24 protein-coding genes are annotated in these 26,570 nt (G+C 66.2%); 14 read left to right on the top strand and 10 right to left on the bottom strand.

Annotated features, from left to right (window positions below; all coding sequences use genetic code 11):
• Window positions 1-2: 2 nt before the first annotated feature.
• Together ACNHKD_RS14135 and mnmA are read right to left on the bottom strand one after the other, a co-directional pair.
• Window positions 3-725, bottom strand: a complete 723-nt coding sequence (locus ACNHKD_RS14135; protein WP_442754118.1) for a class I SAM-dependent methyltransferase — start codon at window positions 723-725, stop codon at window positions 3-5.
• Window positions 722-1,963 carry a tRNA 2-thiouridine(34) synthase MnmA gene (gene mnmA / locus ACNHKD_RS14130; RefSeq protein ID WP_442754117.1) on the bottom strand — a complete coding sequence of 414 codons (1,242 nt, stop codon included), beginning with the start codon at window positions 1,961-1,963 and terminating at the stop codon, window positions 722-724. Before mnmA ends, ACNHKD_RS14135 begins: the two co-directional genes overlap by 4 nt.
• A 212-nt stretch (window positions 1,964-2,175) precedes the next feature.
• On the opposite strand from mnmA, the gene ACNHKD_RS14125 reads away from it, so the two are divergent.
• A complete protein-coding gene (locus ACNHKD_RS14125) occupies window positions 2,176-3,117 on the top strand; it encodes a ribose-phosphate pyrophosphokinase (protein ID WP_442754116.1) in 942 nt (313 codons plus the stop codon).
• Window positions 3,118-3,290: 173 nt separating this feature from the next.
• Here ACNHKD_RS14125 and ACNHKD_RS14120 read toward each other — a convergent pair whose 3' ends face one another.
• Entirely contained in the window at window positions 3,291-4,175 is an 885-nt protein-coding gene (locus ACNHKD_RS14120) for a hypothetical protein (protein WP_442754115.1), read from the bottom strand.
• Between the two features lie 382 nt (window positions 4,176-4,557).
• Between ACNHKD_RS14120 and ACNHKD_RS14115 the strand changes: the two genes are divergently transcribed.
• Entirely contained in the window at window positions 4,558-6,081 is a 1,524-nt protein-coding gene (locus ACNHKD_RS14115) for a class I adenylate-forming enzyme family protein (protein ID WP_442754114.1), read from the top strand.
• A 91-nt stretch (window positions 6,082-6,172) separates the two neighbouring features.
• Here ACNHKD_RS14115 and ACNHKD_RS14110 read toward each other — a convergent pair whose 3' ends face one another.
• Window positions 6,173-6,616, bottom strand: a complete 444-nt coding sequence (locus ACNHKD_RS14110; RefSeq protein ID WP_442754113.1) for an integration host factor subunit alpha — start codon at window positions 6,614-6,616, stop codon at window positions 6,173-6,175.
• 233 nt (window positions 6,617-6,849) lie between these two features.
• Between ACNHKD_RS14110 and ACNHKD_RS14105 the strand changes: the two genes are divergently transcribed.
• Genes ACNHKD_RS14105 through ACNHKD_RS14095 form a run of 3 tightly spaced genes read left to right on the top strand, consistent with a single transcriptional unit; the run spans window position 6,850 to window position 9,354 of the window.
• A complete protein-coding gene (locus tag ACNHKD_RS14105; RefSeq protein WP_442754112.1) occupies window positions 6,850-7,170 on the top strand; it encodes a hypothetical protein in 321 nt (106 codons plus the stop codon).
• Window positions 7,163-8,848 (top strand): OmpA family protein, encoded by a 1,686-nt coding sequence (locus ACNHKD_RS14100; protein ID WP_442754111.1) that lies wholly within the window; start codon window positions 7,163-7,165, stop codon window positions 8,846-8,848. The genes ACNHKD_RS14105 and ACNHKD_RS14100 overlap by 8 nt, the downstream gene beginning before the upstream one ends.
• Complete coding sequence (locus ACNHKD_RS14095) at window positions 8,845-9,354, top strand: Rab family GTPase (RefSeq protein ID WP_442754110.1); 510 nt, start codon at window positions 8,845-8,847, stop codon at window positions 9,352-9,354. Before ACNHKD_RS14100 ends, ACNHKD_RS14095 begins: the two co-directional genes overlap by 4 nt.
• A 96-nt stretch (window positions 9,355-9,450) precedes the next feature.
• Here the strand turns inward: ACNHKD_RS14095 and ACNHKD_RS14090 are convergent, their stop codons facing one another.
• Complete coding sequence (locus ACNHKD_RS14090; protein ID WP_442754109.1) at window positions 9,451-10,116, bottom strand: response regulator; 666 nt, start codon at window positions 10,114-10,116, stop codon at window positions 9,451-9,453.
• Window positions 10,117-10,283: 167 nt separating this feature from the next.
• Between ACNHKD_RS14090 and ACNHKD_RS14085 the strand changes: the two genes are divergently transcribed.
• Entirely contained in the window at window positions 10,284-10,601 is a 318-nt protein-coding gene (locus ACNHKD_RS14085; RefSeq protein ID WP_442754108.1) for a hypothetical protein, read from the top strand.
• Window positions 10,602-10,768: 167 nt separating this feature from the next.
• Here the strand turns inward: ACNHKD_RS14085 and ACNHKD_RS14080 are convergent, their stop codons facing one another.
• A complete protein-coding gene (locus tag ACNHKD_RS14080) occupies window positions 10,769-11,143 on the bottom strand; it encodes an AprI/Inh family metalloprotease inhibitor (RefSeq protein WP_442754107.1) in 375 nt (124 codons plus the stop codon).
• 196 nt (window positions 11,144-11,339) lie between these two features.
• Between ACNHKD_RS14080 and hemN the strand changes: the two genes are divergently transcribed.
• From hemN to ACNHKD_RS14060, 4 genes are all read left to right on the top strand, one after another.
• Window positions 11,340-12,686 carry an oxygen-independent coproporphyrinogen III oxidase gene (gene hemN / locus ACNHKD_RS14075; protein WP_442754106.1) on the top strand — a complete coding sequence of 449 codons (1,347 nt, stop codon included), beginning with the start codon at window positions 11,340-11,342 and terminating at the stop codon, window positions 12,684-12,686.
• A gap of 29 nt (window positions 12,687-12,715) precedes the next feature.
• Entirely contained in the window at window positions 12,716-13,105 is a 390-nt protein-coding gene (locus ACNHKD_RS14070) for a hypothetical protein (RefSeq protein WP_442754105.1), read from the top strand.
• A 393-nt stretch (window positions 13,106-13,498) separates the two neighbouring features.
• On the top strand, window positions 13,499-13,627 hold the full coding sequence (locus ACNHKD_RS14065; protein ID WP_442754104.1) for a hypothetical protein: 129 nt from the start codon (window positions 13,499-13,501) through the stop codon (window positions 13,625-13,627).
• A gap of 77 nt (window positions 13,628-13,704) precedes the next feature.
• Window positions 13,705-14,805 (top strand): ATP-dependent DNA helicase, encoded by a 1,101-nt coding sequence (locus ACNHKD_RS14060; protein WP_442754103.1) that lies wholly within the window; start codon window positions 13,705-13,707, stop codon window positions 14,803-14,805.
• A gap of 157 nt (window positions 14,806-14,962) precedes the next feature.
• On the opposite strand, the gene ACNHKD_RS14055 is transcribed toward ACNHKD_RS14060, so the two are convergent.
• Window positions 14,963-16,183 (bottom strand): hypothetical protein, encoded by a 1,221-nt coding sequence (locus tag ACNHKD_RS14055; RefSeq protein ID WP_442754102.1) that lies wholly within the window; start codon window positions 16,181-16,183, stop codon window positions 14,963-14,965.
• Window positions 16,184-16,316: 133 nt separating this feature from the next.
• On the opposite strand from ACNHKD_RS14055, the gene ACNHKD_RS14050 reads away from it, so the two are divergent.
• The gene (locus ACNHKD_RS14050) at window positions 16,317-16,916 is read left to right on the top strand and encodes a hypothetical protein (protein ID WP_442754101.1); all 600 of its coding nucleotides are present in this window, start codon (window positions 16,317-16,319) and stop codon (window positions 16,914-16,916) included.
• A gap of 164 nt (window positions 16,917-17,080) precedes the next feature.
• Here the strand turns inward: ACNHKD_RS14050 and ACNHKD_RS14045 are convergent, their stop codons facing one another.
• On the bottom strand, window positions 17,081-17,587 hold the full coding sequence (locus tag ACNHKD_RS14045; RefSeq protein ID WP_442754100.1) for a hypothetical protein: 507 nt from the start codon (window positions 17,585-17,587) through the stop codon (window positions 17,081-17,083).
• A 22-nt stretch (window positions 17,588-17,609) separates the two neighbouring features.
• Complete coding sequence (locus tag ACNHKD_RS14040; protein WP_442754099.1) at window positions 17,610-18,182, bottom strand: HNH endonuclease; 573 nt, start codon at window positions 18,180-18,182, stop codon at window positions 17,610-17,612.
• Between the two features lie 345 nt (window positions 18,183-18,527).
• Here ACNHKD_RS14040 and ACNHKD_RS14035 point away from each other — a divergent pair, with 345 nt between their 5' ends.
• The 3 genes from ACNHKD_RS14035 to ACNHKD_RS14025 all read left to right on the top strand — a co-directional run bounded on the left by ACNHKD_RS14035 (window position 18,528) and on the right by ACNHKD_RS14025 (window position 25,095).
• Complete coding sequence (locus ACNHKD_RS14035) at window positions 18,528-20,030, top strand: exopolysaccharide biosynthesis polyprenyl glycosylphosphotransferase (protein WP_442754098.1); 1,503 nt, start codon at window positions 18,528-18,530, stop codon at window positions 20,028-20,030.
• Between the two features lie 88 nt (window positions 20,031-20,118).
• A complete protein-coding gene (locus ACNHKD_RS14030; protein ID WP_442754097.1) occupies window positions 20,119-21,339 on the top strand; it encodes an exonuclease SbcCD subunit D in 1,221 nt (406 codons plus the stop codon).
• Window positions 21,340-25,095 carry an AAA family ATPase gene (locus tag ACNHKD_RS14025; protein ID WP_442754096.1) on the top strand — a complete coding sequence of 1,252 codons (3,756 nt, stop codon included), beginning with the start codon at window positions 21,340-21,342 and terminating at the stop codon, window positions 25,093-25,095.
• A 72-nt stretch (window positions 25,096-25,167) separates the two neighbouring features.
• Here ACNHKD_RS14025 and ACNHKD_RS14020 read toward each other — a convergent pair whose 3' ends face one another.
• Window positions 25,168-26,388, bottom strand: coding sequence for a TCR/Tet family MFS transporter (locus ACNHKD_RS14020; RefSeq protein WP_442754095.1), 1,221 nt, complete (start codon window positions 26,386-26,388; stop codon window positions 25,168-25,170).
• Between the last annotated feature and the right edge of the window lie 182 nt (window positions 26,389-26,570).

Below are 26,570 nucleotides of genomic sequence, written 5' to 3'. Positions count from 1 at the left end.
GCTCAGGCGTATTCGAGCGCCGTCGGCTCCGCAGGCGCCTCGACGTCCTTCCCGACCGGCAGGCGCTTGATGCGGCTCAAAGTGAAGAGCCCGAAAGGCGCCAGCAGCCGGCGCTCGACGAGTTGCATGTCCGCGCGCTGGTCGATCCAGTCCCCGATGATGGACCAGGGGAATTGCGGGCGCCAGCCCAGGCGCGGCGCGACATGGCGGTCGAGCCAGGTGTCGAGAACGGCGAGAGGGTCGTCCTTGCGGCTTACGTGGTTGACCAGGACGATTTCGCCGCCCGGACGCACGACACGCGCCAGTTCGTCCAGCATGGCCTCCGGCTCAGGCACGACCGTCAACACGTAAGGCGCGCAGACGCAGGCGAAAGAGGCGTCGGCGAAAGCCATGCGCGTCGCGTCCATCTTATAGAGGCCGACGACATGGCGCAGTTTCTCGCGCTCCACGCGCTGGGCGGCGCGCCGCAGCATCGGCTCCGACAGGTCGACGCCATAGACCTCAGTGTGCGGCTCGAACATCGGCAGTTCGAGACCCGTGCCGACGCCGACGTCGAGAATCGGACCCTCGGCCTTGGAGGAGGCAGAGGCCAGCGCCCGCCGGCCCGGCTTGAAGACCGCCGTGAAGGTCAGATCGTAGATCGGGGCCCAGCGCGCATAAGCCGCCTCGACGTCGCAATTGTCCAGCGACTCGGTTTCGCGGCTGTAATCTGTCGCTTCACTCATCTCGGCGCCCCTCGCGCGGTTACGGCGCGCGGCGTCGGCGCCATGACTGAAATGCCTTTTCTTACCGGCTCGACGGCGGAGATGAAGCCGCCGCCGAGCACCCGCGCCGTGTCGTCGGCGCGGTCATAGAAGACGCAGGCCTGGCCCGGCGATACGCCGAACTCCCCGGCCGCGAAGACGACATTGGCCTCCTTCCCGTCGCGGGCGATGAGGCGCGCGGGCACGGGCGGGCGGGTCGATCGAACTCGGGCCATGATGTCGATCCCCTGCACGGGCAATTCACTGAACTCGCCAGGGCCGATCCAGTTCACATCGCGCAACGCGACCGCGCGCGTTTCGAGCGCCTCTCGCGGGCCGACCACGACCTGCGCCTTGGCGGCGTCGAGCCGGACGACGAAAAGCGGCTGCGCATCGCGTCCCGCGACCGCCGCGCCAAGGCCGAGCCCACGGCGCTGGCCGATCGTATAATGGACGACGCCGGCATGGCGCCCGAGCACGCGCCCATCGACATGAACGATGTCGCCGGGCACGACGGCGTCCGGCGCGAGGCGCTGAACCACGTCGGTGTATTTGCCGCTGGGGACGAAGCAGATGTCCTGGCTGTCCGGCTTGTCGGCGACGTCGAGCGAGAAGCGGCGCGCCATCTCCCGCACTTCCGTCTTGGCGTAGTCGCCCAGCGGGAAGCGCAGCATTTTGAGCTGCTCACGCGTGGTTGCGAACAGGAAATAGCTCTGGTCGCGCGAGGCGTCTTTGGCGCGATAGAGGGCGCGGCCGCCCGCGCCGTCGTCACGCGAGGAAATATAGTGGCCCGTCGCGAGGATATGCGCGCCCAGATCCTTCGCCGTCTCGAACAGGTCGGCGAATTTGATGAACTGGTTGCAGGCGATGCAGGGGACCGGCGTCTCGCCGCTGGCGTAGGAGGCGGCGAATTCGTCGATCACCTTCTCCTGGAAGCGGCGCTCATAATCCAGCACGAAATGCGGAATGCCGAGTCGCGCCGCGACGGCGCGGGCGTCCTGTATGTCCTGGCCGGCGCAGCAGGCGCCCTTGCGGTGGGTCGCCTCGCCATGGTCGTAAAGCTGGAGCGTGACGCCGACGACGTCGTAGCCCTGCTCCTTGAGCAGGGCGGCCACCACGCTCGAATCCACTCCGCCCGACATGGCGACGACGACGCGCGTTTCTCCCGGGGACGCCGGCAGGCTCGGCAGTTCGTCCGCAGCGATGGTGCAATGCGTCATTTCCGGGAGGGTACGCTTTCGGGTGACACGGGCCGCGCGTGACACGGGGTCGGCCGCCGCGCGCAGGGCGGGAGCTGCCGGCCACTGACATTTAGAGCATTACCCACCCGTGAGGCAATCACATAGAGGACGCCATAACAGCGTCATATTGTTCCCCGGCCCCATGGCTGCTAAGACGCCCGCGAACAGCAGCGGGGTGTGGGGACCAGTCCATGGCGGCGATGAAACTTCTGGCGGGCAACTCGAACCGGGCGCTCGCGGAGGCGATAGCGGCGCATCTGAACGTTCCGCTGTGCCGCGCGCATGTCCGGCGCTTCGCCGATCAGGAAATATGGGTCGAAGTGCTCGAAAACGTCCGCGGGCAGGACACTTTCGTGATTCAGTCCACGTCTTTTCCGGCGAACGACCATCTGATGGAGCTGCTGATCATGATCGACGCGCTGCGCCGCGCGTCGGCCCGCCGCATCACGGCGGTGATTCCCTATTTCGGCTACGCCCGCCAGGACCGCAAGCAGGGTCCTCGCACCCCGATTTCGGCCAAGCTTGTTTCGAACCTCATTACCCGCGCCGGCGCCGACCGCGTCCTGACGGTCGACCTGCACGCCGGCCAGGTGCAGGGCTTCTTCGACATCCCGACCGACAATCTCTTCGCCGCGCCGGTCATGGTCGCCGACATCAAGGCCCACCGGCTGTTGAAGAACGTCATGGTCGTCTCGCCGGACGTCGGCGGCGTGGTGCGCGCCCGCGCGCTCGCCAAGCGCATCGACGCGCCGCTCGCGATCGTCGACAAGCGCCGCGAACGCGCCGGCGAATCCGAGGTGATGAACATCATCGGCGACGTGCGCGGCCATAACTGCATCCTCGTCGACGACATCGTCGATTCGGGCGGCACGCTGTGCAACGCGGCGGAAGCCCTGCTCGCCGCCGGCGCCGAGTCGGTCCACGCTTACATCACCCACGGCGTGCTCTCGGGCGCGGCCTGCGAGCGCATCGCCGCCTCGAAGCTGAAGGAACTCGTCATCACCGACACCATCCGCGAGACGGACGGGGTGACGGCCGCGCATAATATCCGCGTGATCCCCATCGGCCCGCTGATCGGCGAAGCGATCGCCCGCACGGCGCGCGAAGAGAGCGTGTCCAGCCTGTTCGACTAAGGCGCGGCTTGCGAAAAGGCGGCGCGGGCTTTTCGCGGGAGCGCGATCCGTTATTGCGAGGAGCGCGAGCGACGAAGCGCCCGGGGCGCCGTTGCGGCTCCGGATCGCTCCGCTCGAAACGACGGAGATTGGCCGAGGCGGCTCGGTCTGGCGTCTTCTCTCTTAAATCCCGCTCACCCCGCCTGAGCCGCGCGCGGCGGCATGGCGTATTTCTGCACGCTGCCGTCGACGAAAAAGACCTTTTTGAGCAGGAAGACGGCGCGGAGATTCGCCTTGTCTTCCGAAACCAGCCGCTTGCTTCTTCCGTCGAGCTTCCGCGCGTCGACATGCTGGTCCCAATGCAGCGCGCCGCCTTCGGAGATGAGGGCGCTCACGGAGATCGTCGAGCTGTAGATATTGTTATCCTGCGGATCGGTGAGCTTCATAACGCCCTCAAAGGCGCGGATCGGCTTGCCGGCAAGGTTCTCGAAATTGAGGGAGAGCGTCACCCGCTCGCCAGTGTCGGGGCCCTGCGTGACCTCCCGGTCAAGCAGCGCAAATGCGAGAGGGGCCGGCTGCTCCGGAAGGTCGGGCTTCGCGGCGACGGCTTGTTTCTCCGGCATGTCCGGCTTCGCAAAACCCGCTCTCGCCTCCGGCCTCGTCTCCGCTCGGGCGAGCTCCGGCTTGGCGGGCGGCATGGGAATGTCCTCAGGCGGCCTCGGCTCGGCGTCCTTCGCTTCAGCCGACTTCGATGCGGCGGCCCGATGCGCCGGCTTGTCGTCGCCTCCCCTGAGCAGCCGGGCGAGTCCGACCTTGTCGGCTAGCTTCGTGCGGGCCGTTTCGGCGTTTTTCGGCTCGGCGGCCGGCTTCGACGCCGGTGCGGATTTTTCTGATCCCATCAGGGACGCCAGATTCAGATGAGGCGCATCCCCCTTCTTGCCGAGGAAGAAGCTCGCGCCGCCCGCGCAGGCGACGCCGAGCGCGAGAACAAGCCCTTTGGAGATTCTGGCTGGCGCGCGCGTCGCGCTCCTGGCGGTGCGAGACGCGCTTCTGGAGGATTGGGATTTCTTCTTCGCCACCGCCGCTCTCCGAATCGATGGAAATGATTTCGGAGAATTTGACGCAGATTTTCAATTTCAAAAGCTTACCCTTCTCTCTTGGTTTAGAAAGGGTTAGCACGCAGATGGCCGGCGCCACCAGATCGGTGGCGCCAGTCTTCAAAAGCCGATTGGACCGGAATATTGCGCCGTCAAATCGGTAATGTTCGTGCAACGCCGGTCATATTCTTCCTTTACGTTCAGGCTTTCCTGTCGATTGAACTGAAAAGATTACTCTTTTCCGGTTTATTCTTGCTATGCGTTAGATAGCATAAGTATATGCTTGGCTGATGCTTGCCGGCGACGACAGGCGCGGCCGCGCTGCAGGCTTGCGAAAGCGGCGAGCGGGCGCCAAAAGCGCGGCATGACGCCCTCGATCCTCCGCGAACCCGTCCCCGCCCGGTTCAACCTCGCCCGCTACTGTCTTGCCGAAAACGCCCGGGTGCGGCCGAATGCGACGGCGATCACCGTCGTCGGCGACGCGGGCGCGCAGCGATGGACGCATGCGGAGCTCGATCTCAAAGTGCGCCGCCTCGCCGCCGGTCTGCGCGCGCTTGGGCTGCGACCCGGCGCGCGCGTCATGATCCGCATGGGCAACGAGGCCAATGCGGCGCTGGCCTATTTCGGGGCGATCGCGGCGGGCTGTGTGCCGCTGCTCGCTTCCTCGCAGCTCACTTTCGAAGAGGCGGATTTTCTTTTGAAGGATTGCGCCGCGGCCGCTCTCGCCCTCGGGGCGGCTTTCGAGAAGGAGGCGCATGAGGGGGGCGCGATCGTGCTGCGCGGGGCGGATCTGGAGCGCCTTGCCAAAAGCGCGCCGCTCGACGATTACGCGGACACTGCCGCCGACGATCCCGCCTATCTCGTCTATACGTCCGGCACGACGAGCCGGCCCAAGGGCGTATTGCACGCCCATCGCGCGGCCTGGGGCCGCCGGCCCATGCGCGCGCATTGGACGGGGCTCGGCCCCGGCGACGTGATGCTGCACGCCGGCGCGATCAACTGGACCTACACGCTCGGCGTCGGCGTCGTCGATCCGCTCTCGGCTGGCGGCTCGGCCGTGCTCTATAACGGCCATCCGGACCCAAACGTGTGGCCGCGCCTGATCGCCGAGCATCGCGCAACCGTTTTCGCCGCCGTGCCGGGCGTTTATCGCCAGATGCTGAAATACGCCGCGCCTGAAAAGGCCGATCTGTTCAGCCTGCGTCACGGCCTGTCGGCTGGCGCGGCGCTGCCGCCGGCGCTGCTCGCGGAATGGACGGCGCGCACGGGCAAGGAAATCTACGAAGCCTTCGGAATGAGCGAATGCTCCACTTTCATCTCCAGCGGTCCGACGACGCCAGTGCATCCGGGATCCCCCGGCCGCCCGCAGCCGGGCAGGGTGGTTGCGGCGCTTCCGCAGGAGGGCGGCGAGACGCCGTTGCCGCCCGGCGAAACAGGCGTTCTCGCCGTGCGGCGCGACGAGCCGGGCTTGATGCTCGGCTACTGGAACCGGCCGGATGAAGAGCGTGAGGCGTTCCGCGGCGATTGGTTCGTATCCGGCGACCTCGTCGCCTTCGACGCCGAGGGCTACATGCACCACCATGGCCGCGCCGACGAGGTGATGAATGCGGGCGGCTATCGCGTGTCTCCGGCCGAAGTGGAGAAATGCCTGCTCGCTTTCGATCATATCGCGGAGGCGGCGGTGGCGGAGCGACCGGGGCGCGACGCCGATACGACCATCATCAAGGCTTATGTCGTGATGCGCGACAATGCGCCGCAGGACGAAGAGGCGATCCTCGCGCATTGCCACGCGCATCTCGCGGCCTATAAGCGCCCGCGCGCAATTGTTTTTCTCGACGTCCTGCCGCGCAACGCCAACGGCAAGCTGAAACGCTCCGAACTGCCTTGATCGGAGAAGGTGGGCTCGACCGCGCGCATCGGGGCAGAGAAATGCGCGGTCGAGCCCGGCACATCCGTTTGCGGGGCAATGCAAACGGCTGTTACGCCTTGTCCAGGGCGTTCTCCAGGACAGGCATGTTTCCGCCGCCGTGAACCTTCGGCTTGGCGCACTTATTGGCGGCGCGCTTCGCCCTGGCGCGCGTGACAGTCTCGCCATTGACTGCGGCTTTCATATTGGGCGAGGCCTTGAAGACGACGACGCGGCGCGCTTCAATCGGCACGGGCGCGCCCGTGCGCGGGTTTCGGCCGGAGCGCTCATGCTTCTCGCGCACGACGAAAGAGCCGAAATCATGCAGTTTCAGCGTCTCGCCCGAAATGAGCGCCGACACCATCTCATCGATGACGCAGTCGGTCAGGCGCTTGGCTTCGCGGCGCGAAATGCCGCCGACGCGTTCGAATATGGCGAGCGCGATGTCCTGGCGCGTGAGCGTGCCGCGCTGGGCTGACGCGGGAACCGATTGAGTTTGGGAATTCTTGTCCGACATATTCAGGCGCCCAATACAAATTTGCGCGCCCGCGTTTCGTAAGCTCTTTGGGCGTCGCGACATTGCAGGAAATTGGGCGTTCCCCGTCCGCTGCGACAGTGCTGATGGTCACGCCTTCCGCGTGACTTTCGTCATTGCCCTGTCGTGTTTCGACGGGTTGCGTGGTAGAAAGCCGCAGGGTGGAAATTAAAGCTCTCCCGGTCTCAAATTCGAATTGTTTTAAAGGAAAGCGCATGGACGGCGGCGGCAAAGAAGAAAAGAATAAATTAGACGTTACGCCGATCGGCATGATGTTCGATCCGATGGAGCAGATGCGCGAGCTCCTCTTCGGGGCGACGAAGCGCGAGACCGAAAAAGAACTGGCGAAACTCGAGCAGAAACTTGAAACCCTGCGTCAAGAAGTCGCTGCCCGCTTCGACGCCTTCGACGCACGCCTCGCCGAAGTCGCGCGCGACGCGGAGAAGAGCCAGGCGGAATCGCTCATGGCGATCGGCGGCGCGCTTGCCGAGCTGGGGGAGCGCATCAAGGCGATGAGCGAGAAACGCAATGTCTGACTTGCCGGCGCCCGCCGGAGTGGAGGCGTTCGAGAAGATCAAGTCGCTGCTTCTCGGCGATATGAGCCGCCGGCTGGACGAAACGGCGGAGCGCGTCGAGAAGCTCGACGATCGGCTCGGCGACGAAGAGAAATTCTCGATATCGACCGGCGACGCGCTCATCGACGCCTTCAGGCGCGCCGAAGAGAAGCGCCCGCGGGCCCTCAGCAAGGCGCTGGCGCCGTCGGTCGTGACGATCATCCGTTCGGAGATCAAGAACTCGAAGGACATGATGGTCGAGGCGCTTTACCCGATCATGGGCCGCCTCGTAACCGCGGCGGTCGCGGGCGCCTTTCGCGATCTCGTCGAAAGCGTCAACGCGCGTATCGACGCGCTGGCTTCCGCGAGTTCCTGGCGCCTGCGTCTGCGCGCGATGGCGACCGGCCGCAGCATGGCGGAAGTCGCGCTCGCCGAGGCCGAAGCCGGCCGTCTCAGGCGTGCGTTGCTGCTCGAGCGCGGGAGCGGGCGTCTCTTCGCTATATGGCCGGCGACGGAAGCAGGCCCCCAAGGCGCCAACGCCGATCTCGAAAGCGGGATGATCGCCGCCATCACCGAGTTCGCGACGAATGTCTACGCCGACAAGGGCGGCGAACTGCGCATGCTCGACATTGGCTCGGGCAAGGTTTTCCTGCGCGCCTCGCCGCGCGTCATCGTCGCGGGCGAATTCGGCGGCGAATTGTCGGCCCAGCGCGAAAAGCGTCTCGACGAAGCGTTTCTCTCCATCGTCGAATTGCATGAGAAAGACGAAGAGGCCTGCACCCCGGACGCGATCGGCGGCCTGTTGAGCGACGCGCTCACGGAGGGGCCCGCCAGGCCGAAGAGCAAAACGCCGATTTTGGTTTTCGGCGCGCTGCTGGCGGGGCTTGTCTTCTGGTTCAGTTGGGAGCCGATCCTCCACAGCTATCGCGAATGGCGCATCCGCGCCGCCTATGCCGACGCGATGGGGTCGCATCCGGCGCTCGCTCAGTACCCGCTGCATCTCGACATCGAGCACAAGGACGGTCGCGTCGTGCTGCGCGGTCTTGCCGCCAATGACGCGGAGCCGCAGGGCGTTATGGACGCGGTCGCGCGCGTCGCCGATCCCTATCGCGTCGAGCGCGAGGTTCAGATCGTCGCGCTCGCCTCACAGACACAGCAGGATCTCCGCGCCGGAGAGACCCGCGCCGCCACGACGCTGCAAGAGGCGCAAAGCCAGATCGAGTCGCTGCGAAGCGAATTGAAGGAGGCGCGCGCCGCCATCGAGCGTCTCGTCGGCGAACACGACGCGCCGCGCGCGAAGCTGCAGCGTTTCATCGAGAGTTTCGCGGTGTTTTTCTCTGGCTCCGATACGTTGATCGATCCCGCGGCGACGGCCGAGCGGCTGGACGAATTGGCGGCCCTGCTGAAGGCGAGCGACAGCGGATTGCGTGTCGTGGGCTACGCCGATGAAGTGGGGGCGAACGTCTCGAACCGCTCGGCTTCGCGCAAGCGCGCAGACAAAATCGTCGCCATGCTGGTCGAGCGCGGCGTGCCGCGCAACCGGCTGGCGCTTGTCTCGCGCTCCACGCTCAATCCCATCGCCGACTCGACGCTCGACATGGTCCGCAGCCGCCGCGTTTCCTTCGAATTGCCCTATGCCGGGGAGTTCGACGTGAGATGATGTCGGCGAAAGTCATGCTGCTCGGCGATATCGGCGTTGGCAAGTCGTCGCTTGCCCGCCGCTTCGTCTTCAATCGTTTCGATAGCGACTACAAGACGACGATCGGCGTCGACGTTCTCACGCATGACGTCGCTTTGGGCTCCGACGCCGGAAACGCGACGCTGCGCTTCGTCCTGTGGGATACGGACGGCGATTTCGGCGCGCGCATCTTCGAGACGGTCTACCTGGCCGGCGCCTCGGCGGCGATCGTCGTCGCCGACGCGACCCGGCCGGCGACCCTCGTGAAGATGAGCGGGCTCGTCGCCAAATTCGAGGAGCGCTTCCCCGCCCGGCCCGTCTCCGCGATCGTCAACAAGATGGACCTCGCGCCGGATTTTCGTCTGACCGACGAGGCGGCGTCGCAGGCGGGCGTTCTTTACGCCAGCGCCAAGACGGGACAGGGGGTCGAGGAGATGTTTCTCTCGCTCGGGCGCGCGATCTGGCGGCGGACGACGAATATCGTCTAGCAAGCGATTTTGCGGCTCATGTGTTCGTCTGTTAACTTGCAGACAAATGACAAGCAATTTTTTATCTGCGGCCATGCGGGCGGTCAGAGGGCCGCCTTAACCTTGAGACAGCGCCCGGATCGCAAGCTCCGTCCGGCTGCGCAAATGCAGTTTGGCGAGAATGGTGGAGACGTGATTCTTCACCGTTCCTTCGGCGAGCCCCATTTCGCGCGCAATCTCGCGATTGCCTTTGCCCGCCGCGACGTGGGCGAGCACGTCCTTTTCGCGCTCCGTCAGCGGCTCTTCGGCTTCGGAATTCGTCGGCGCAGCAGGTTTTGAGGCGGTTCTCACGCGGCGAAACTCGGCGATGATCTTCGCGGCGATCGCCGGCGACAGGCGCGGCTCGCCACGTGTGACGCCGCGGATCGCGGCCAGGATTTCGCTCTCCTCTGCGTCCTTTAGCAGATAGCCCTGCGCGCCCGCCGAAATCGCCTCGAAGACGAGTTCGTCCGTGTCGAAGGTCGTCAGCATGATGATCCGGGTCCGGGGCGCCTTGGCGAGGATCGCCCGTGTCGCGGCGATCCCGTCCATGCGCGGCATTTTGAGGTCCATCAGGATGATGTCGGGCGCGTAGGCGAGCGCGGCGCTGACCGCTTGCTCGCCATCGGCGGCCGTGGCGACGACGTCGATATCCGCTTCGAGCGCCAGCAAGGTCGAGAGCGCCTTGCGGATCACGCTCTGATCCTCGGCGATCATCAGGCGGATCTTTTCCTTGGCGCTCAAAGGCCGCTCCTCATATCCATGGCTGCCCGGCACAATAGGACGCAGAGTCGGGCCGCGCAAAAGCTGACTGAAAGATGAACGGCGCAGACACGTCCGGTTCAGGGAAGGGGCGCGATGATCTCCCATGACGCCGAGTTGGCGGCGGGCTTGAGCAAAGGGAGCGTCCGATGCGCCCGAATTTCAAAAAGACCATTTCCGCCGCAGCCTTGGTCGGCGTTCTCGGCGCGGGCTTCGCGTCGCCGGCCGCCGCGGACGGCTGGGGCCGTCGCGGATGGGGCTATGGCTATCACGGCGGCTGGAACAATGGCGGCGCAGCCGCCGCCGCGGCGATCGGCGGCTTCGCGCTGGGCGCGATGGCCGGCGCGGCGTCCCAGCCGGGATATGGCTACGGATACGGCTACGGGAATTGCTACTACGTCGACCGCCCCGTCACAGATGACTGGGGCAATGTCGTAGCCTATCGCCGAGCCCAGGTCTGCGAGTAGGCCCTGCAAATAGCGCCAGCGCGCAGCGCCTGCGAAAAACGTCCTCCCCGACGCCTCCCAGGGTTTCGTAAGCGTACCGCGTAAAGAGCGTTTCCGCCGTCGCCTCCCGCCCCTCTCGCGTGGCGGCGGATAACGAGCCTCCCGGAGCGATCCGGGAGGCTTTTTCGTCAGATTGGCTTGAACGCAAGAGACGATTTGGCCTCGTTCGGATCGCGGCGCCAGAAGCCGTTCGTGTCCTTCTCGAAATGCGCCTTGTGGCCCTTGCGCGCGACCAGCACGAGCCTGCCGTGGTCGATCGACCAGCGCACCGGGTCGAAGACGACGATGCCGTTGTCCCGGCAGGCGGGGGCGAGCTGCGCGCGGCCGCCGCCCATCAGCGTGAGCATGCATCCCGTGTCCTTGTCGTCGCGGAGAACGCCATAGCGGCCGGAGACGCCGTCGGCGGCGGCAAGCGCCGCAGCGTAAGGCAGAACGAAGGTGAATGCGGCTGCGATGAGGCCCGGGCGCTGGAAGCGGTCCGCGCGCGGGGTAGAGGTCGACATCGACGCTTGCTCCAGAGAAAAGCGGGGAATCGCCATCAGTCTGCCCTTTTCGCAGGCCCGGGCCAAGGCCGTTTGTCGGATTCGGCGGGTTTTTCTCGCGGCGGGGCGCGGTAATGTGTAGCAGCGGGACCTTTTGCGCGTGGCGACAGCGCGAATTAAGTTCGCTGGCGAGAAGCTTCATCAGGGAGTCCGCGTAATGGACCCGGCCGCACTTGCGCTCGCCGAACGTTCGGCGCCGCGTTATACGAGCTATCCGACCGCGCCGCATTTCTCGAAGGAGATCGGCGACGCGCAGATGCGCGAATGGCTGGCGGCGCTCGATCCGCACGCTTCCCTGTCGCTCTATTTTCACGTCCCCTTCTGTCGGGAAATCTGCGCTTATTGCGGCTGTCACACCAAGGCCACGCAGCGGGAGGCGCCGCTTACATCCTATAAGGAGACGCTGCTGCGCGAGATCGAGATGACCGCGCGGGCGACGCGGGCGCGCGGGGTTTCCAGCATCCATTGGGGCGGAGGCACGCCGAGCATTCTGGGACCGGCGCGTTTCATGGAGGTCGTGACGCGGGTGCGCGAGCTGTTCGACGTCACGCACGAGACCGAGCACGCCATCGAGCTCGATCCCCGCATCCTCGACGCCGAGATGGCGGCGGCGCTGGCGCGCGCTGGCGTCACGCGCGCCTCTTTCGGCGTGCAGGATCTCAACGAGCATGTGCAGCGGGCGGCCGGCCGCCTGCAGCCTTTCGAGATCGTCGAGCGCGCCGTCGCGACGCTGCGGAGCGCAGGCGTAAGTGCGATCAATCTCGATCTGATGTACGGTCTGCCGCATCAGAGCGTGGCGGATGTCGAGCGCACGGCGGCCATGGCGGCCTCCCTCGATCCGCAGCGCCTCGCCGTCTTCGGCTACGCCCATGTGCCCTGGTTCAAGGCCAATCAGAAGCTCATCGACGCCTCGGCGCTTCCCGGGGCCGCGGAGCGGCTCGCCCAGGCTGCCGCCGTTCGCGCGGCGCTGGAGGGCGCGGGCTATGACGCGGTCGGCCTCGACCATTTCGCGCGCCCGAGCGATCCGCTCGCCGTCGCCGCGCGCGAGGGACGGATGCGGCGCAATTTCCAGGGCTACACGATCGATAGCGCCATGGCGCTCCTGCCCTTCGGCGTGTCTTCCATCGGCCGGCTGCCGCAGGGATTTGTCGGAAACGCCACGGATGTCGCCGGCTGGCGGCGCGCGGTGGAGGACGATCGCTTCCCGGTCACGCGCGGCCTCGCCTTTTCCATCGAAGATTTGGCGCGCGCTGACGTCATCGAGCGACTCATGTGCGAGTTCTCGGCGGACTTCGGCGAGATCGCGCTGGAGCACGGCTTTGCGGTCGACGCCTTCGACGCCGCGCGCGCGCCGCTTTCGGGCCTCGAGCGCGACGGGGTGGTGGAGGTCGCGGCGCGGCGGGTGAAGGTGACGGAGCGCGGCAGGCCGTTCGTTCGCCTTGTCGCCGCGGCCTTCGACGCCTATCTGGAAACCGCCGCGGCGCGCCATTCCGCTGCGGTGTGAGTCCGGCAGGGGACTGCCCGGGGAGGCGCATGACGCCGCTGACCGCCTTTTTCGCGAAGTTCATCGGCGCCTATGCGCTCTTCGCGGCCGCGTGGCTGTTTTGGCGCCGCGAGGCCGCTCTGGCGCTTGTCGACCGCATCTCGAACGATCCCGTCTTCGAGTCGATGATCGGCGTCTTGCGGCTCGTCTTCGGCCTCGCCGTCGTCTCCGCCCATAATCGTTGGGGCGGATGGCTGGAGGCGCTGATCTCCGCGCTTGGCTGGATCGGCCTTTTCAGCGGCCTCGCCACCATGTTCCTGCCCACGGGCTTTCTGCGCCGGACAGTCGAAAGGATGCGCTTCAGGGAGAAGCTGCCGACCTATGCGGCGGTTTCCGCGCTTCTCGGCGCTTTGCTCCTGCTCGGGGGCCTTACCGCGTGATTTCGAGCGATTTTCGGATCGCGACTGGCGCTTCCGGTTAAGGCAGGGACATATTCGCCCGACACGAAGGACGCGCCGCCGCAGGCGAGGCCGACGCAGACCGAGAGGCGCACATGGCCGCGGCGCTGACCCTGGCGCAAGGCAAGGATGCCGGCGCCGATGAGAAAGCCCGCCGTGATGGAATCAAACGGGAAATGCGAGCCGGGGACGCAAGAACGGGGTGGAGCTTGCCGGTAACGCCGGCCAGGACGCTCATTTCGCCCGCTCTTTGTCGAATTTCTGACTATCCCGACGCGAAAGGCAGGGGGTAAAGCTTTCCTCAATGCAAGCATTGAGGCGAGGCCAAGCTTGGGCGTCAAATCGACGCAACGAAACTGGCCGGGGAGTTCTATCATGGACGCTCGGGAACTCTTGAGCAATCCACGTTTTGTCGCGCTCTGGGTCGCAATTTGGGCGGCCATGCTGCTCGCGGTCGTCAACATTTATGAAAAGATAGGCCTGTTCCTGCAGCTCGGATCGTAACGGGGCCGCGCAACGCGCTTGTGGCGAGGGGCGCCTTTCGCCATCGTGCATGTTCCCGATTCGATCTAAAGGGACACATGCCCGTCTGGACCCCCGAGCAGGACAATGCGTTGAACGCCGTTGCGAAATGGCTCGCGACGGCGCGCGGCTCGCAGGTGTTCCGGTTGTTCGGCTATGCTGGAACCGGAAAATCGACGCTGGCGCTTCATCTTGCGGAGCATGTCGATGGTGATGTCGCCTTCGCGGCCTTCACGGGCAAGGCGGCGCTCGTCATGCGCTCCAAGGGCTGCAAGGACGCGCGCACCATTCATAGCCTGATCTATCGCGCGACCGATTCCGAGACGGAGGAGCCGTCCTTCGTGCTCAATGACGACAGCGAGGCTGCGCACGCCAAGCTCATCGTCATCGACGAATGCTCCATGGTGGACGAGGAGCTGGGGCGGGATCTGCTGTCCTTCGGCAAGAAAGTTCTGGTGCTGGGCGATCCCGCGCAATTGCCCCCGGTGAAGGGCGGCGGCTTTTTCACCGAGGCCGAACCCGATGTTATGCTCACCGAGGTTCATCGCCAGGCGGCGGACAATCCGATCGTGCGCCTCTCCATGACGATCCGCGAAGGCGGAGCGCTCGCGCGCGGCGTCTATGGCGAGACGCGCATCGTCTCTCGCGACGGGCTCGATCCGGCGCTCGTCACCGGCGCCGACCAGGTGCTCGTCGGCATGAACAAGACGCGCCGCGCCTATAACAACCGCCTGCGTGAATTGCGGGGCTTCACGGCCGGGCCATTCCCGCAATCCGGCGAGAAGCTCGTCTGCCTGCGCAACAACCGCAAGAAGGGCCTGCTCAACGGCGCGCTTTTCACCGTGAAGAGCGCGGGCGCTTTGAGGCGCGGCAAAATCAGAATGCTCGTCACGCCGGAAGAGGGCGAGGCCGGCAAGTTCCTGCGCGTTTCCGTCATTCCGCAGTTTTTCGAGGGCGGCGAGGGCGAGATCCCTTATGCGCTGCGCAAGGACTCGGATGAATTCGATTACGGCTATGCGCTCACCGTGCACAAGGCGCAGGGCTCGCAATGGGACAATGTGACCCTCTTCGACGAGTCCTTCGCTTTCCGCGAGCACCGTGCGCGCTGGCTCTATACGGGCGTCACGCGCGCGGCGCAGAAACTGACGCTGGTGATATAATCGGCTCGCCGTCTTTCGCGGCTCGGCCCTTGCGAGCCAAGCAAGACAGCCAAGGGCGTCGCGCCGCGCTGGACAGCGGCGGCGACAGGGCTCGCCCCCAGTCCTCCGCTGGCGAAATTGGGACGGGAATTCCGCCGCCTACCGTCCGCCTGATCGCTTACTTGCCCCAACTGTCGATGGCGTCGGCGAAGACGCGCTCGCCGGCAGGGCCTTTTTCCATATTGATCGTAGCCGCGCGGCCGTCGGAGAGCTGAAGCGGGAGATCGATCACCGCCATCGAGCGCAGCAACTGAATGTTGCGCGCCTCGCGGTCGCCCCGCATCAGCCCGATGAGAAAATTGTTTTCGGTGATCGGCACGGGAATGCCCATGACCTTCTCGCCCGATTGCGCGTCGGCGCGGCGCATTTGAATCGGGCCGATCGCCTTCACGCCACCGAGCGAGCTGCCGGGCTGAGGTTTGAAGGAGATGTTGATCGTGTGCGACGCGGAGAGGGTCGCGTCGTTGTTCTTCTGCAACAGCAAGGTCAATTTCATCTTGCCGTCGGGGATGTCTACGTCGCCGCGAATGGCGGAGCCGACCGGTTGGCCCGGACCGCCGCCGACATTCTCGATGCGCCATACGACCGTCCCGTTCAGAATGCGGTCGACCTTGTCCGGCTCCTGCAACGAGGCGACCCACATTTCCGCTTTCTGCGCCACCGGCACGGCGGTCGCGCGCTTGCCGGAGACCGGCGCGGGCGCGGAATCGCCGCCCGCGACCCGATCCCCGATTTTGCCGGAATCCGCCGTCTCCGACGAGCCTGCTTCTTCCGGTTTCAGCTTGGCCAGGTCTTCCGGCCGTTCGCGCAGATACCAGGCGAGCGCGCCGACGACCGCGATGAGAGCGACGAGCACGCCCGCAAGCGCGATGATGCGCGTGGGCGGCCGGCGGGATTTTGGCGCCCGGGGCAGGGGCGCGGCAGGGCGTTGCGGTTCGCGCGCCGGAGCCTCGCTTTCGGCGGCGGCGAGCGTTTCGCGCCAGGCGTCCTCGGCGGTGCGCTCCGCGGGCTGCGGCTCGGGCGGGGCGGGGGGCTTCGCCGCCGGCCCTCCGCCCTGCTGGCGCAAAAGCGAGGCGGCGGACGAAGATTCTGCCTTGGCTGGCGCGGCCTTCTGCGGCGGCGCATTCTTCGCCGCGAGTTCGACTTCGACGCGCGTGACGGCTTCCTCGAGGGCGCGGCCCTCGGCGGCGATGTCGGCCTCCGCGACGGGCGGCTGAATGCCCCGCAACTGGCTGAACAGCGCCTTGCGCGCGCGCTCGTAAACCGCCTGCCTGGCCTCGGGCGATTGCTGTGGAAGAGCGGCAATGGCGCGGGAGATCAAGGAGTAATAATCAGCCATAGTCGGTTAAGAGCACTTCCCTTGAGTCGCGTCAATCCTGGCCCCCTTGCAAAACCGGGAAAAACAGGGAATTCCAGCCGCCTTGTCGGCCATCCTCGCAGGGCGGCGGCCGAGCGTAGCTTGGAGAAAAAACATGTCATCCCTTCGTGCGCTGGCGCGTGTCCTTTGCGCGGCCTCTCTCTTTGCGTTCTTCGCGCCGTCGGCCGCGCGCGCCATCAGCATGGACAAGGCCTCGACCATTCGCGATCAGTGCGAAATATCGATCGGCCCCGATCTCATCGGCGTCGTCGCCTACATGCCCGATCGTTCGCGTGACCGCTTCTGCGCCGAGTTTCCGGCGACGGGTCGAATTATACTGACCGTCGATCTCATCGCCGAGCGGCTTCGCCAGCTCCCGATAGAAGTGCGCATCGTGAAGGAGCCTGGAAAAGCGCTTTCGCAGGAAGACGATCTTGCGCCCTTCACCGTCGCCTATCTCGCGCCGCGCCTTTATCCCGGCGGCGCCGTGCCCGTGGAGCACGTCTTCAATGAGAGCGGCAATTACGCGGCTTTCGTCTCGGTCATCGAATCTTCGGGGGCAAGGCGCGCCACGCGGTTCGGCTTCACCGTCGGCGGCTGGCTTCAGTTCTACGCCACTGCGATGCTCGCCGGCGTCTTCCTGGCGGGCGCGGTCTTCGCTTATTGGCAGTATAGCAATACAGGCGTGAAAGGCGCTCGGCGCAAGCCGCGTTGACGCCCGGGCCTCGCCGGTTTTAACCGCGCCCGCGCCCAGGGGCGGCGTCTAGAGCACGCTGCAAAAAGTGGGAGGCGGTTTTTTCGCATGGAACGCGCGCTCTCAACCTTTGGAATCGATCACGTCGTCTGCATTCGGGCGATTCCGCCTCAACGCGGCGTGATCTAGAAAGATCGCGCGCCGCCCTGATCAGGCGCCTGCCGCTTCGCCGGAACCGCGATCAGCCAATAGATCGCGCCGGTCAGCGCGCCGGTCAGAAAAAACAGCAAGGCGAGGCGGCTTTCGGCCGCGTTGATCTGCTGCGCGCGTTCCAGCCCCTTCGCGGCGCGCGCGATCCAGGGCGACGCGCCCGCGAGCAGGCCGGAGACCCCGGAATACCACACGACGGATTGCGCGCCGGCCGCTTCGCCGACGAGCGCGGCCACGGCGAGCGGCGCGGCGCATGTCGCGACGATCACCGCCCAAACGACGAAACTCAGCGCTGCAAAGGCCTGCTCCGGATCGCCGTCGTTCAGCGCTTCGTCGACAATGGCGAAGAGCCCCGCGATGAGCGGCGCAAGTCCCGCCTCGCGCGTCGCAGGATCGAAAAGGGCGGAGACAACCAGAAAGACCGCGCCAACGCCCGCGGCGATGACGAAGCCGAAAGTCATGACGATCAGCCGGCGGAGCATGAAACCTCTTCTGCGCCCGGCCTCAGGGTTCGAGCACCGAATCCCAGTACAGGTAATCCATCCAGCTTTCATGCAGATAATTTGGCGGAAAGAGCCGGCCGTTTCGATGCAGATCGGCGATGGCCGGCTGATAGGGCTTCTGCGCCGGCAGCATGTGCGCTTCATGCGGCAGGCGGTCGCCCTTGCGCAGATTGCAGGGCGAGCAGGCCGCGACCACGTTCTCCCATGTCGTCGCGCCGCCCTTGGAGCGCGGGATCACATGATCGAAGGTCAGTTCGTCATGCGCGCCGCAATATTGGCAGGTGAAGCGGTCGCGAAGGAAGACGTTAAAACGAGTAAAGGCCGGCTGACGGGCCGGCCTTACGTATTCCTTCAGCGAAACCACCGAGGGCAAACGGATCTCGAAGCTCGGACTTTTGACCGTCTTGTCATATTCGGAGACGATATTGACGCGGTCCAGGAACACGGCCTTGATCGCGTCCTGCCATCCCCAGAGCGAAAGAGGGTAGTAGCTCAGCGGCCGGTAGTCCGCGTTGAGCACAAGCGCGGGACACGCCTGCGGCGAGACATTCTGGTGTCGAAAGTGAGCGGTCACCCTGCCAGCCTCTCGGTTGCGAGAAGGGCCTGATGGACCGCGCCAAGGTCCAGTCGGCCTTTTGCGATTAGCGATATTTTACAGGGAGGATGACGCGCTTGTGAAGGCGCCCAGAACGCGATGCGCGCCGGTTTTTCCGCTCCCGCGAGAGAGTATTGATCGTGGGCTATTTTTTGATTTCTTAGCTCTTAAGCTTTGCTGTGACCACTTTTCGAAATAAATCATCTCTCATTTATTATCGCGCGAGCAAAAAGGTTCGCGAATTGCTGCGGATAAGCAAAAGGTTCCGTGACGGACGCGCTTTGTCGCAAATTGAGACAGGTGCGTGCGAAAGGGAGACAAGTCTTGTCCCAACAGGTCGACTATCTGGAAGAGCAGGCGCGTGGTGAAATATCGCTTAAGGGCGCACAACGACGCTCGAAAAAGAAAAACCGAAGAAAGCCCCAAAATTCGGCTTCACGCCGCAACACGGCGACGGTGCGACTGGTCTTCTCAATACTCGCTGCGGCGCTTGATTTTCTGTCGATCGCCTTGGCGAGCGTCGCCGCGCAAATCGGCTACCATATGGCCGCCTATGGCGAGAGCGGGCTTACGGCGGCGAATCTGCAGCCGGGATTGATCGCCGCCGGGGCCTTCCTGCTCGCCAACGCGGTGCGCCACGAATATTCCTTCGCAAACTACCTGCGCCTTCGCGGACATGCCTGGCGGAGCTTCGTATTATGGACGCTCGTCACGCTCTTCGCGATGGCGGTGGGTTTCTTCGCCAAGACGACGGCGGAGACCTCGCGCGGCGCCTTCGCGCTCGCTTACGTCCTAGGCTTCGCCTCGGTCTTCGCGCAACGCGCGACCCTGTCGCATTTCGTTCGCGCCAGCGCGGCGGCAGGGGGCGTTTCCGCCCGCCGGCTATTTCTCGTCGGCCTGGAAAAGGACGTTGAAACCTTCACCTACCGCTACAGGCCATGGACCTGCGGGATGAACGTCGTCGCCTCGGTGGCGCTGCGGGACAGCGCGCACACGATCCGGGACGATCTCACGCTCGCCGTCGCTTCAGCGCGCATGTTGCGGCCGGACGACATCTTCATCCTCGCGCCCTGGTCGCGCACCGACGTAATCGACGAATGCGTCACCGCATTTCTTCACGTTCCGGCGCGCGTCCATCTCGGGCCCGAGCGCGTGCTCGATCGTTTCGTCGACGCGCGCATCGACAGGATCGGCTCGATCACGAGCCTCAGCCTGTCCGGCCACCCGCTCAATCTTCTCGAGGTCGCGGCGAAACGCGCATTCGACCTCGTCGCGTCCGCCGCGGCGCTCGTTCTGCTCTCGCCGTTGCTGCTGCTTTGCGGGTTGCTTATCCGGCTCGAAAGCGAGGGGCCGGCGCTCTTCTACCAGCGCCGCTACGGCTTCAATCGCGAGATGTTTCGCATCGTCAAATTCCGCACCATGCGGACGATGGAAGACGATCGGCGCGTCAAGCAGGCGACCGCCAACGATCCCCGCGTGACGCGCGTCGGCCGCTTCCTGCGCCGGTATAACATCGACGAACTGCCGCAGCTCTTCAACGTCTTGCTCGGGGACATGTCGCTTGTCGGGCCGCGCCCGCACGCGCTCGCGCATGACCAGCTTTTCGAGCGGCGAATCGCCCTTTACGCCCGTCGTCACAACGTCAAACCCGGCATCACAGGCTGGGCGCAGGCCAACGGCCTGCGCGGCGAGATCGATTCGCCGGAAAAGATCAGACAGCGTGTCGAGCACGACCTTTATTACATCGACAACTGGTCGCTGCTCTTCGACGTCTGGATCCTGTTCCTAACCGTCTTTTCGCGTAAGGCGTATCGTAACGCGATTTGACGGCTGAGGAGCGCGGCGGCGGGCGAGGAGCAAGCGTGTTGCGTATCGCTTGCTTCGAGCCTGCCGCTTGCTGCTTACTGTAGGGGCTGTGATTCGACTCCTCCACACCGCCGACTGGCATCTGGGCGCCAGCCTGCAAGGCTGGCCGCGCGAGGCCGAGCATCGCGCCGCGCTCGCCCAGCTCATCGCTCTGGCGAAGACGCGCGACGTGGACGCCGTCATCGTCGCGGGCGACGTCTTCGACAGCCTCAACCCCTCGGCCGAGGCGCAGCGGCTGCTCTATGACACGCTGCGGGATCTCCGCGCCGCATGTCCCCGCGCGACCATCGTGCTTCTCGCCGGCAATCACGACCCAGCGGGCCGGCTCGAGGCGCCGCGCGCGCTGTTCGAACTCGCGGGCGTTCATTCGGTGGGCGTCATGGCGCGACGCGAGGGCGCGCTCGATCTCGACGCGCATCTCCTGGCGATCCGCGACGCCTCGGGTGAGATCAGCGCCCATCTCTTCGCGGTTCCCTATCCGCGCGCCGCCGACCTGCCGATTGCTGGGGAGGATGTCGCCGGCTCGGCGGTCGTCTGGGGCGCGCGCGCGCTCTATCGCGAGGCGGTCGAGGCGGCGCGCGCGCGCATCGGAAACGCGCCGCTCGTGCTGACTGGCCATCTTCACGTCGCGGGCGGGTTGGAGTCGGAGGGAGCCGAGCGGCGCATATTGATCGGCGGCGAGCACGCCGCGCCGCCGGATATTTTCCCCGAGGACGTCGCCTATGTGGCGCTCGGCCATTTGCACAGGCCGCAAAAGGTCGGGCGGGAGTCGATCCGCTATTCCGGGGCGCTCATCCCCATGTCGAGGACGGAGATCGGCTATTCACACGGCGCAACTATTGTCGAGATCGGCGCGCGCGGTTTCGTATCGGCGGATCACGTTCCTTTCGAGCGCAGCGTAACGCACCTTCGGATTCCCGCGCAGGGCGCGCTAGACATGGCGGAAATCGAGAAGGCCCTCGCCGCGCTGGCGATCGACCCGCAGACGCCTGACGCCGCGCGGCCCTTCGCCCATCTCGCGGTGCAAATCGACGGGCCGGCGCCCGGCCTGAAAAGCGAGATCGACTCTCTCTGCGAGAGGTTTCCGATTCGCCTCGTGTCGCTCGCCGTCGAGCGCCCGCAGCGCGCCGAGGCCCCCCAGGCGGCGCTCACGCGTCTCGCCGAACGCAAGCCGCTCGACCTCTTTCGGGAGGCTTTCGAGGCGACGCATGGCGTCGCGCCCGCCGAGGAGCATCTGCGCTGTTTCCACCGCCTCGCCGAGGAGGAATAATTGCGCATTCTCGCGATCCGGGGCGAGAACCTTGCGAGCCTCGCCGAGCCTTTCGCCCTCGAATTCGAGCAGGAGCCTTTACGTTCCGCGGGGCTTTTCGCCATCACCGGCGAGACGGGCGCCGGCAAGTCGACTATCCTGGACGCGCTCTGCCTCGCGCTCTACGACGAATTCCCGCGCGTCGTCGCCCCCGGCGCGCGTGATGAGATGCCAGATCCCTCCGGCGCCAGCGTCAGGGAGAACGATCCGCGCACCATCCTGCGGCGCGGCGCCGGGAGGGGCTTCGCCGAAGCGGATTTCATCGCGCGCGACGGCGGGCGTTATCGCGCGCGCTGCGATCTCGCGCGGGCGAGGGGCAAAGGCGTGGGCAAACTGCAACAGCGTGCGCGCGCGCTGTGGCGCATCGACGAAAGCGGCGAGAAGATCGAGGCGGTCGAATCCGGCGTGGAGCCGGTCAATCGCCGCATCGTCGAACTCACCGACCTCACTTTCGACCAGTTCCGCCGCACCGCCCTGCTCGCGCAAGGCGATTTCGACGCCTTTCTGCGCGCGGACGCGAAGGAGCGCGCCGACCTCCTGGAGAAGATCACCGGCGCGGAAATCTACGGGATCTTGTCGAGACGGGCTTTCGAGCGCTGGGGCGAGGCGAGGAACGCGCTCGCCAGGCTGGAGGAGCGAAGCAAGGAAATCGGCGTGACGCCGGCGGAAGAGCGCGTCGCGCTCGACGCTGAAATCATGGAGATTGCGAGGCAAAGGGCGGCGCTCTCGACGGAGCAGGACGAAATGCGCGCCGCGCTCGCGCGCATCGACGCTATTGAGATGGCGCGCGACAGGCTTGCTCAGGCGGTCGCTGCGAGCGAGGCCCAGGAGCAGGGATGGAGCGCGCTTGCCGGGGAGCGGCAGATTCTTGCCGATTTGAGTCGCGCCGAACCATTGCGCGCGCCGCGCGATGCGATGCGTCGCGATGACCGCGCTTATCTTGATCGACGCGACGCGGCGGCGCGCGCCCGGGAAAAGGCGGAAGCGGCGCGTCTAGCGATGGACGAAGCAAAAGGGCGGGCGGAACTCGCCGCCGAAGCCCTCGCCGCCGCCGAGGCCGACATGGCGCGTCTGTCGCCGCTTTGGGACGAAGCCGCCGCGCTCGACGCGCGCATCGCGGCGCAGGCGCAGGAGGCCGAGCGCGCTCGCGCCTTTGAAGCGGCGGCGCGCGAGCATCTCGGCGGTAAACAAAAGGCGCTCGCGGCGACGATAGCGGAAAGGGACGCGGCCGCCATGGCTCGCGACTCGGCGCGCGCCGCGCTCGACAATCTTGGTTCTGCGCAGCCTTTGAGCGAGCGCTGGCGCGAGATCGATGATTGGCTCGCCAAACGCGCGCAATTTGTGAAGGAAAAACACGAAGCCACGCTTGCGCTTCAGGATGCGCTGAAAGACGAGAAGCGCGCGGAAGACTCGCGCGCCGCCTTCGATGCAGCCGACAAGGCGGATCGCGACGCGCTGTCGCTGATCTCGGCGCAAATGCGCGAGCGCGAGGCGGCGTTCGCCGCGCTCGACGCCGCCGCCTCATCCTCCAGGCTGGAAGAGCTGGCGCAGGCCCACGAGTTGCTGAAGGCGATGGCTGGCTGTGTCGCCAGCCATGAGGCCGCGCAGGAGAAGGCCGCGTGCGCCAGCGCCGACATTGCGCATTTCGAGGCCGAGGCGGGCGCGCTCGCCACCGAACTTGGAACCCGGCGCGCGTCGCGCGACGCTTTGGCGGCGCGGCGTGAGGAGACCGAACGTCTCGCCGAACTCGCGGAGGCCGCGGCCGATCCGCATGCGCTTAGACTGCGCGCCGCGCTGGAAGAAAGCGCGCCATGTCCGGTCTGCGGCGCGCGCGAGCATCCTTTCGCCCATTCGGGCGGCGCGGCGCGGGAGCTGGTGGAGACGTTGCGCGCGAAACGCGACGCCGCGCGCCGCGCATTGGCGGAAACCGACAAGGACATTGCCGATATCGCCGCGAGCGAGGCCAAAGCGCACGCGCTCAAGGACGCCGCCGCCCAGCGGCTGGAGGAAGCGCGCGCCGCGCTTGCGATCGCCGCGCGTGATTACGCCGCGCATCTTGCGCAGGCGCCGGGCGCCGGCGCGCCGCTGGAAATTGCGGGGGCCGCCGCGCCCATCGCGGCGCTGTTGCAAAAGACCGCGCAGGAGCGCGCTTCTCTCCAGAAGATCGCCTCGACGGCGTTGGATTTGCAGCGCGAGCTCGATCGCCTGCGCAAGCGCGTCGATGAGAAGCGCGAGGCGCTGGAGGCGCGCGGCGCCGCACGGGCCGAGGCCGAGGGCCTCATGCGCGCCGCCGGAGAAGCGCGTGCGCGATATGAGGAAAAACTTGCGAGCGCCCATGAGCGCATCGCGTCGCTCGACCGTTCGCTGTCGGCTTTCCTTCCGCTCTGCGATCTGACGCCCGCGGATCTCGATCGCGACGCTGCCGGCGCGCGCCGCCGCCTCGAAGAGGCTGGCGCGCGCCATCGCGGGGCGCTGGAGGCAATGGCGCGCGCCGAGTCGCGCCTTGCCGAGCTTGCGCCGAGGATCGCGGCGCTCTCGGCGGAAACCGAAGCCGCCATGGAGCGGGAGAAGACAGCCGCCGACGATCACGCGGCGCGCGCCGCCGATCTTGCCGGCTTGCGGGAGCGTCGCGCCGGAATGCTTGACGGCGAGGAGACGGCGACTCATCGCGGGCGACATGAAGAAAAGCGCATGGGGGCCCGCCGGGCGCATGAGGCGGCGCGGGCGGCGACCGCCGAGGCGGACAAGATGCGCGCCGCCTGTGAGGAAGGGAGCGCCGCCGCGTTACGCGAGGCCGAGGCCGCCTTGCGATCGTCCGAGACGGCGCGCATCGCTTTTGCCGACATTCTGTCGGCGTCGGGCTTCCTCGAAGAGAGAGCTGCGGAGCTGCTCGCAATTCCCGTCAATGAGGCGGACGCAATGCGCCGCACGGTCGAGAATGCGCAAGCCGCGCGCGGCGCCGCGCAGGCCGCCGTCGAGCAGCGCCGCGCGGACCTCCGCGAGGCGGAAGCGAAAGGGACGCCCGAGACCCCGCGCTACCTGCTCGATGCGCGGGCGGGGGAACTGGCGCAGGCGCTCGACAGCCTGGCCGGGCGGCTGGGCGCCTTGCAGGAAAGGCTCGCCCGAGACGATGACGCGCGCGAGCGCGCGGCGGCGTTGGCGGCGGAGATCGAGGCCGCGCGCGCGACGCGCAAGGTCTGGGACGAGATCAACGCCGCAATCGGCTCAAAGGAGGGCGACAAGTTTCGCCGCTTCGCGCAGAGCGTGACGCTGGAGCAACTTGTCGCGCTGGCGAACCAGCGTCTCGCGCTGCTTTCGCCGCGTTACCGGCTGGAGCGCGCCGGGGAGATGGGCTCGCTCGGGCTCCAGATCGTGGATCGCGACCTTGGCGACGAGCGGCGCTCGACCCGCTCGCTTTCCGGCGGCGAGCGCTTTCTGGCGTCGCTCGCCTTGGCGCTGGCCTTAGCGGGGCTTGAGGGGCGGGACTCTTTCGTCGACACGCTTTTCATCGATGAAGGCTTCGGCGCGCTCGATTCCGCCACGCTCGACGTCGCCATTGACGCGCTGGAGAATCTGCAGGGGCAGGGCCGCAAGGTCGGCGTCATCAGCCATGTCGAGTCGATGCAGGCGCGCATTGCGACGAAGATTTGCGTAGAGCGGCGCGGCGGCGGCGTGAGCCGAGTGCGGCTGCGCGCGCCGGGGCTTCAATTTTCGTGACGCGCGGCGAGACCGTCGCGCTTCCCGCCTTTCTCATAAAAAGCGCGTATATCCGCGTGGAGGCGATTCCGCCTAAACGACGCGTGAGCCAGCGGCCTTCAGGCCGATGAAGAGGCTCGTCGCAAGCAGCAGGGCGGCGACGAAATAGCCGGCGCCGATGAAGAAATCGAAAGAAAGCGACAGCGCGAAAATCTGGGAGAAAAAGAGCGGGCCGACCATGCCGGAGACGCCGCGCAGGCTCCCCAGGGCGCCCTGCAGGCGCCCCTGTTCCGACTGTTTCGCGAGACGCGTCATCAGCCCCTGAAATGACGGATTGGCCATCCCCCAGAGCGCGACGAGCGGCGGCGCCGCCATGAAGACGGCGCCCGTCGGCGCGAAAGCGTAGGCGAGAAACCCGAGCGCGCCGCTGGCGAGCGCGATCATCAGCGTCGTCTTTTCTCCGAGCCGAGCGACCGCGGGGCGCACGAGCCCGCCCGAGACGACCGTCTGCGAAACGCCGACGATGGCGAGCGCCCAGCCGGTCGTGCTCGGATCCCAGTGATAGCGGCTTTGCGTGTAGAGCACGAACAGAGCCGGCAGCGACTCATGCGCGAGAAAGGAGAGGAAGAGCGCGGCCGCGAAAAGCGAGAGCGTCGGCTGGCTGCGCAGAAATTCGAAGGAGCCGAGCACATTGGCGCTACGCCAGACGATCTTCTCCGCGCGCTTCTCGGGCGCGAGCGATTCGGGAAGAATGAACCAGCCATACGCGAAATTGGCGAGGCTGAAGAAGGCCGCCGCCCAGAAAGGGAAGCGCAGGTCATAGTCGCCGAGCGCTCCGCCGATGGCGGGCCCGAGGATGAAGCCCAGGCCGAAAGCCGCACCGATGAGGCCGAACCGGCCCGCGCGCTTTTCCGGCGGCGTGATGTCGCTGATATAGGCGTTGGCCGTGGCGACGCTCGCCGCCGTCGCGCCCGAGATCAGACGCCCGACGAAGAGGAAGGGCAGGGACGGCGCCAGCGCCATGAAAATGTAATCGAGTCCGAGACCGAGATTTGACGCCAGCACGACGGGCCGGCGACCGAAATGATCCGAGAGGGCGCCGAGCACCGGCTGAAACAGAAACTGCATCGCCGCCCAGGCGAAGCCGAACACGCCGACGACCCGCGCCGCGGATGTGAGATCCCCGCCCTCGAACGCCGCGATGAGCTTCGGCAGCACGGGGATGACGACGCCGAGCGCGAGCATGTCCAGCGCGACGGTGATGAGGATGAAGATAAACGCCGCCTCTCTTCGAGGCGCGGGCGCGGAGGTCATGAGCGGCCTTGAGGCTGGAAAGGTTCCGGTTCGGATAGCCGCAAAGCCCTTGCCAGGCAAGAAGCGTGCGCGGCGGCGGACATCCGTCCGAAGCCTCGCATGGCGAGCCGGACCTCCTTGGGAGGCGCGTCAAAGAGGAAGCAGGCCAGAGCCACGACGAGGCGTCCGGGTCGCGTCCATTC

Origin of the sequence: Methylocystis sp. JAN1 (assembly GCF_052186135.1) — a bacterium.
In the GTDB taxonomy this organism is placed as follows: Bacteria; Pseudomonadota; Alphaproteobacteria; order Rhizobiales; family Beijerinckiaceae; genus Methylocystis.
The sequence above is the reverse complement of the archived record's forward strand: the minus strand, read 5'-3'. Positions and strand labels throughout refer to the sequence as shown.

Coding starts and splice junctions, on each gene's coding strand:
- ACNHKD_RS14135 (WP_442754118.1), bottom strand. CDS start 725: ATGAGTGAAGCGACAGATTACAGCCGCGAAACCGAGTCGCTGGACAAT.
- mnmA (WP_442754117.1), bottom strand. CDS start 1,963: ATGACGCATTGCACCATCGCTGCGGACGAACTGCCGAGCCTGCCGGCG.
- ACNHKD_RS14125 (WP_442754116.1), top strand. CDS start 2,176: ATGGCGGCGATGAAACTTCTGGCGGGCAACTCGAACCGGGCGCTCGCG.
- ACNHKD_RS14115 (WP_442754114.1), top strand. CDS start 4,558: ATGACGCCCTCGATCCTCCGCGAACCCGTCCCCGCCCGGTTCAACCTC.
- ACNHKD_RS14110 (WP_442754113.1), bottom strand. CDS start 6,616: ATGTCGGACAAGAATTCCCAAACTCAATCGGTTCCCGCGTCAGCCCAG.
- ACNHKD_RS14105 (WP_442754112.1), top strand. CDS start 6,850: ATGGACGGCGGCGGCAAAGAAGAAAAGAATAAATTAGACGTTACGCCG.
- ACNHKD_RS14100 (WP_442754111.1), top strand. CDS start 7,163: ATGTCTGACTTGCCGGCGCCCGCCGGAGTGGAGGCGTTCGAGAAGATC.
- ACNHKD_RS14095 (WP_442754110.1), top strand. CDS start 8,845: ATGATGTCGGCGAAAGTCATGCTGCTCGGCGATATCGGCGTTGGCAAG.
- ACNHKD_RS14085 (WP_442754108.1), top strand. CDS start 10,284: ATGCGCCCGAATTTCAAAAAGACCATTTCCGCCGCAGCCTTGGTCGGC.
- ACNHKD_RS14080 (WP_442754107.1), bottom strand. CDS start 11,143: ATGTCGACCTCTACCCCGCGCGCGGACCGCTTCCAGCGCCCGGGCCTC.
- hemN (WP_442754106.1), top strand. CDS start 11,340: ATGGACCCGGCCGCACTTGCGCTCGCCGAACGTTCGGCGCCGCGTTAT.
- ACNHKD_RS14070 (WP_442754105.1), top strand. CDS start 12,716: ATGACGCCGCTGACCGCCTTTTTCGCGAAGTTCATCGGCGCCTATGCG.
- ACNHKD_RS14065 (WP_442754104.1), top strand. CDS start 13,499: ATGGACGCTCGGGAACTCTTGAGCAATCCACGTTTTGTCGCGCTCTGG.
- ACNHKD_RS14060 (WP_442754103.1), top strand. CDS start 13,705: ATGCCCGTCTGGACCCCCGAGCAGGACAATGCGTTGAACGCCGTTGCG.
- ACNHKD_RS14055 (WP_442754102.1), bottom strand. CDS start 16,183: ATGGCTGATTATTACTCCTTGATCTCCCGCGCCATTGCCGCTCTTCCA.
- ACNHKD_RS14050 (WP_442754101.1), top strand. CDS start 16,317: ATGTCATCCCTTCGTGCGCTGGCGCGTGTCCTTTGCGCGGCCTCTCTC.
- ACNHKD_RS14045 (WP_442754100.1), bottom strand. CDS start 17,587: ATGCTCCGCCGGCTGATCGTCATGACTTTCGGCTTCGTCATCGCCGCG.
- ACNHKD_RS14020 (WP_442754095.1), bottom strand. CDS start 26,388: ATGACCTCCGCGCCCGCGCCTCGAAGAGAGGCGGCGTTTATCTTCATC.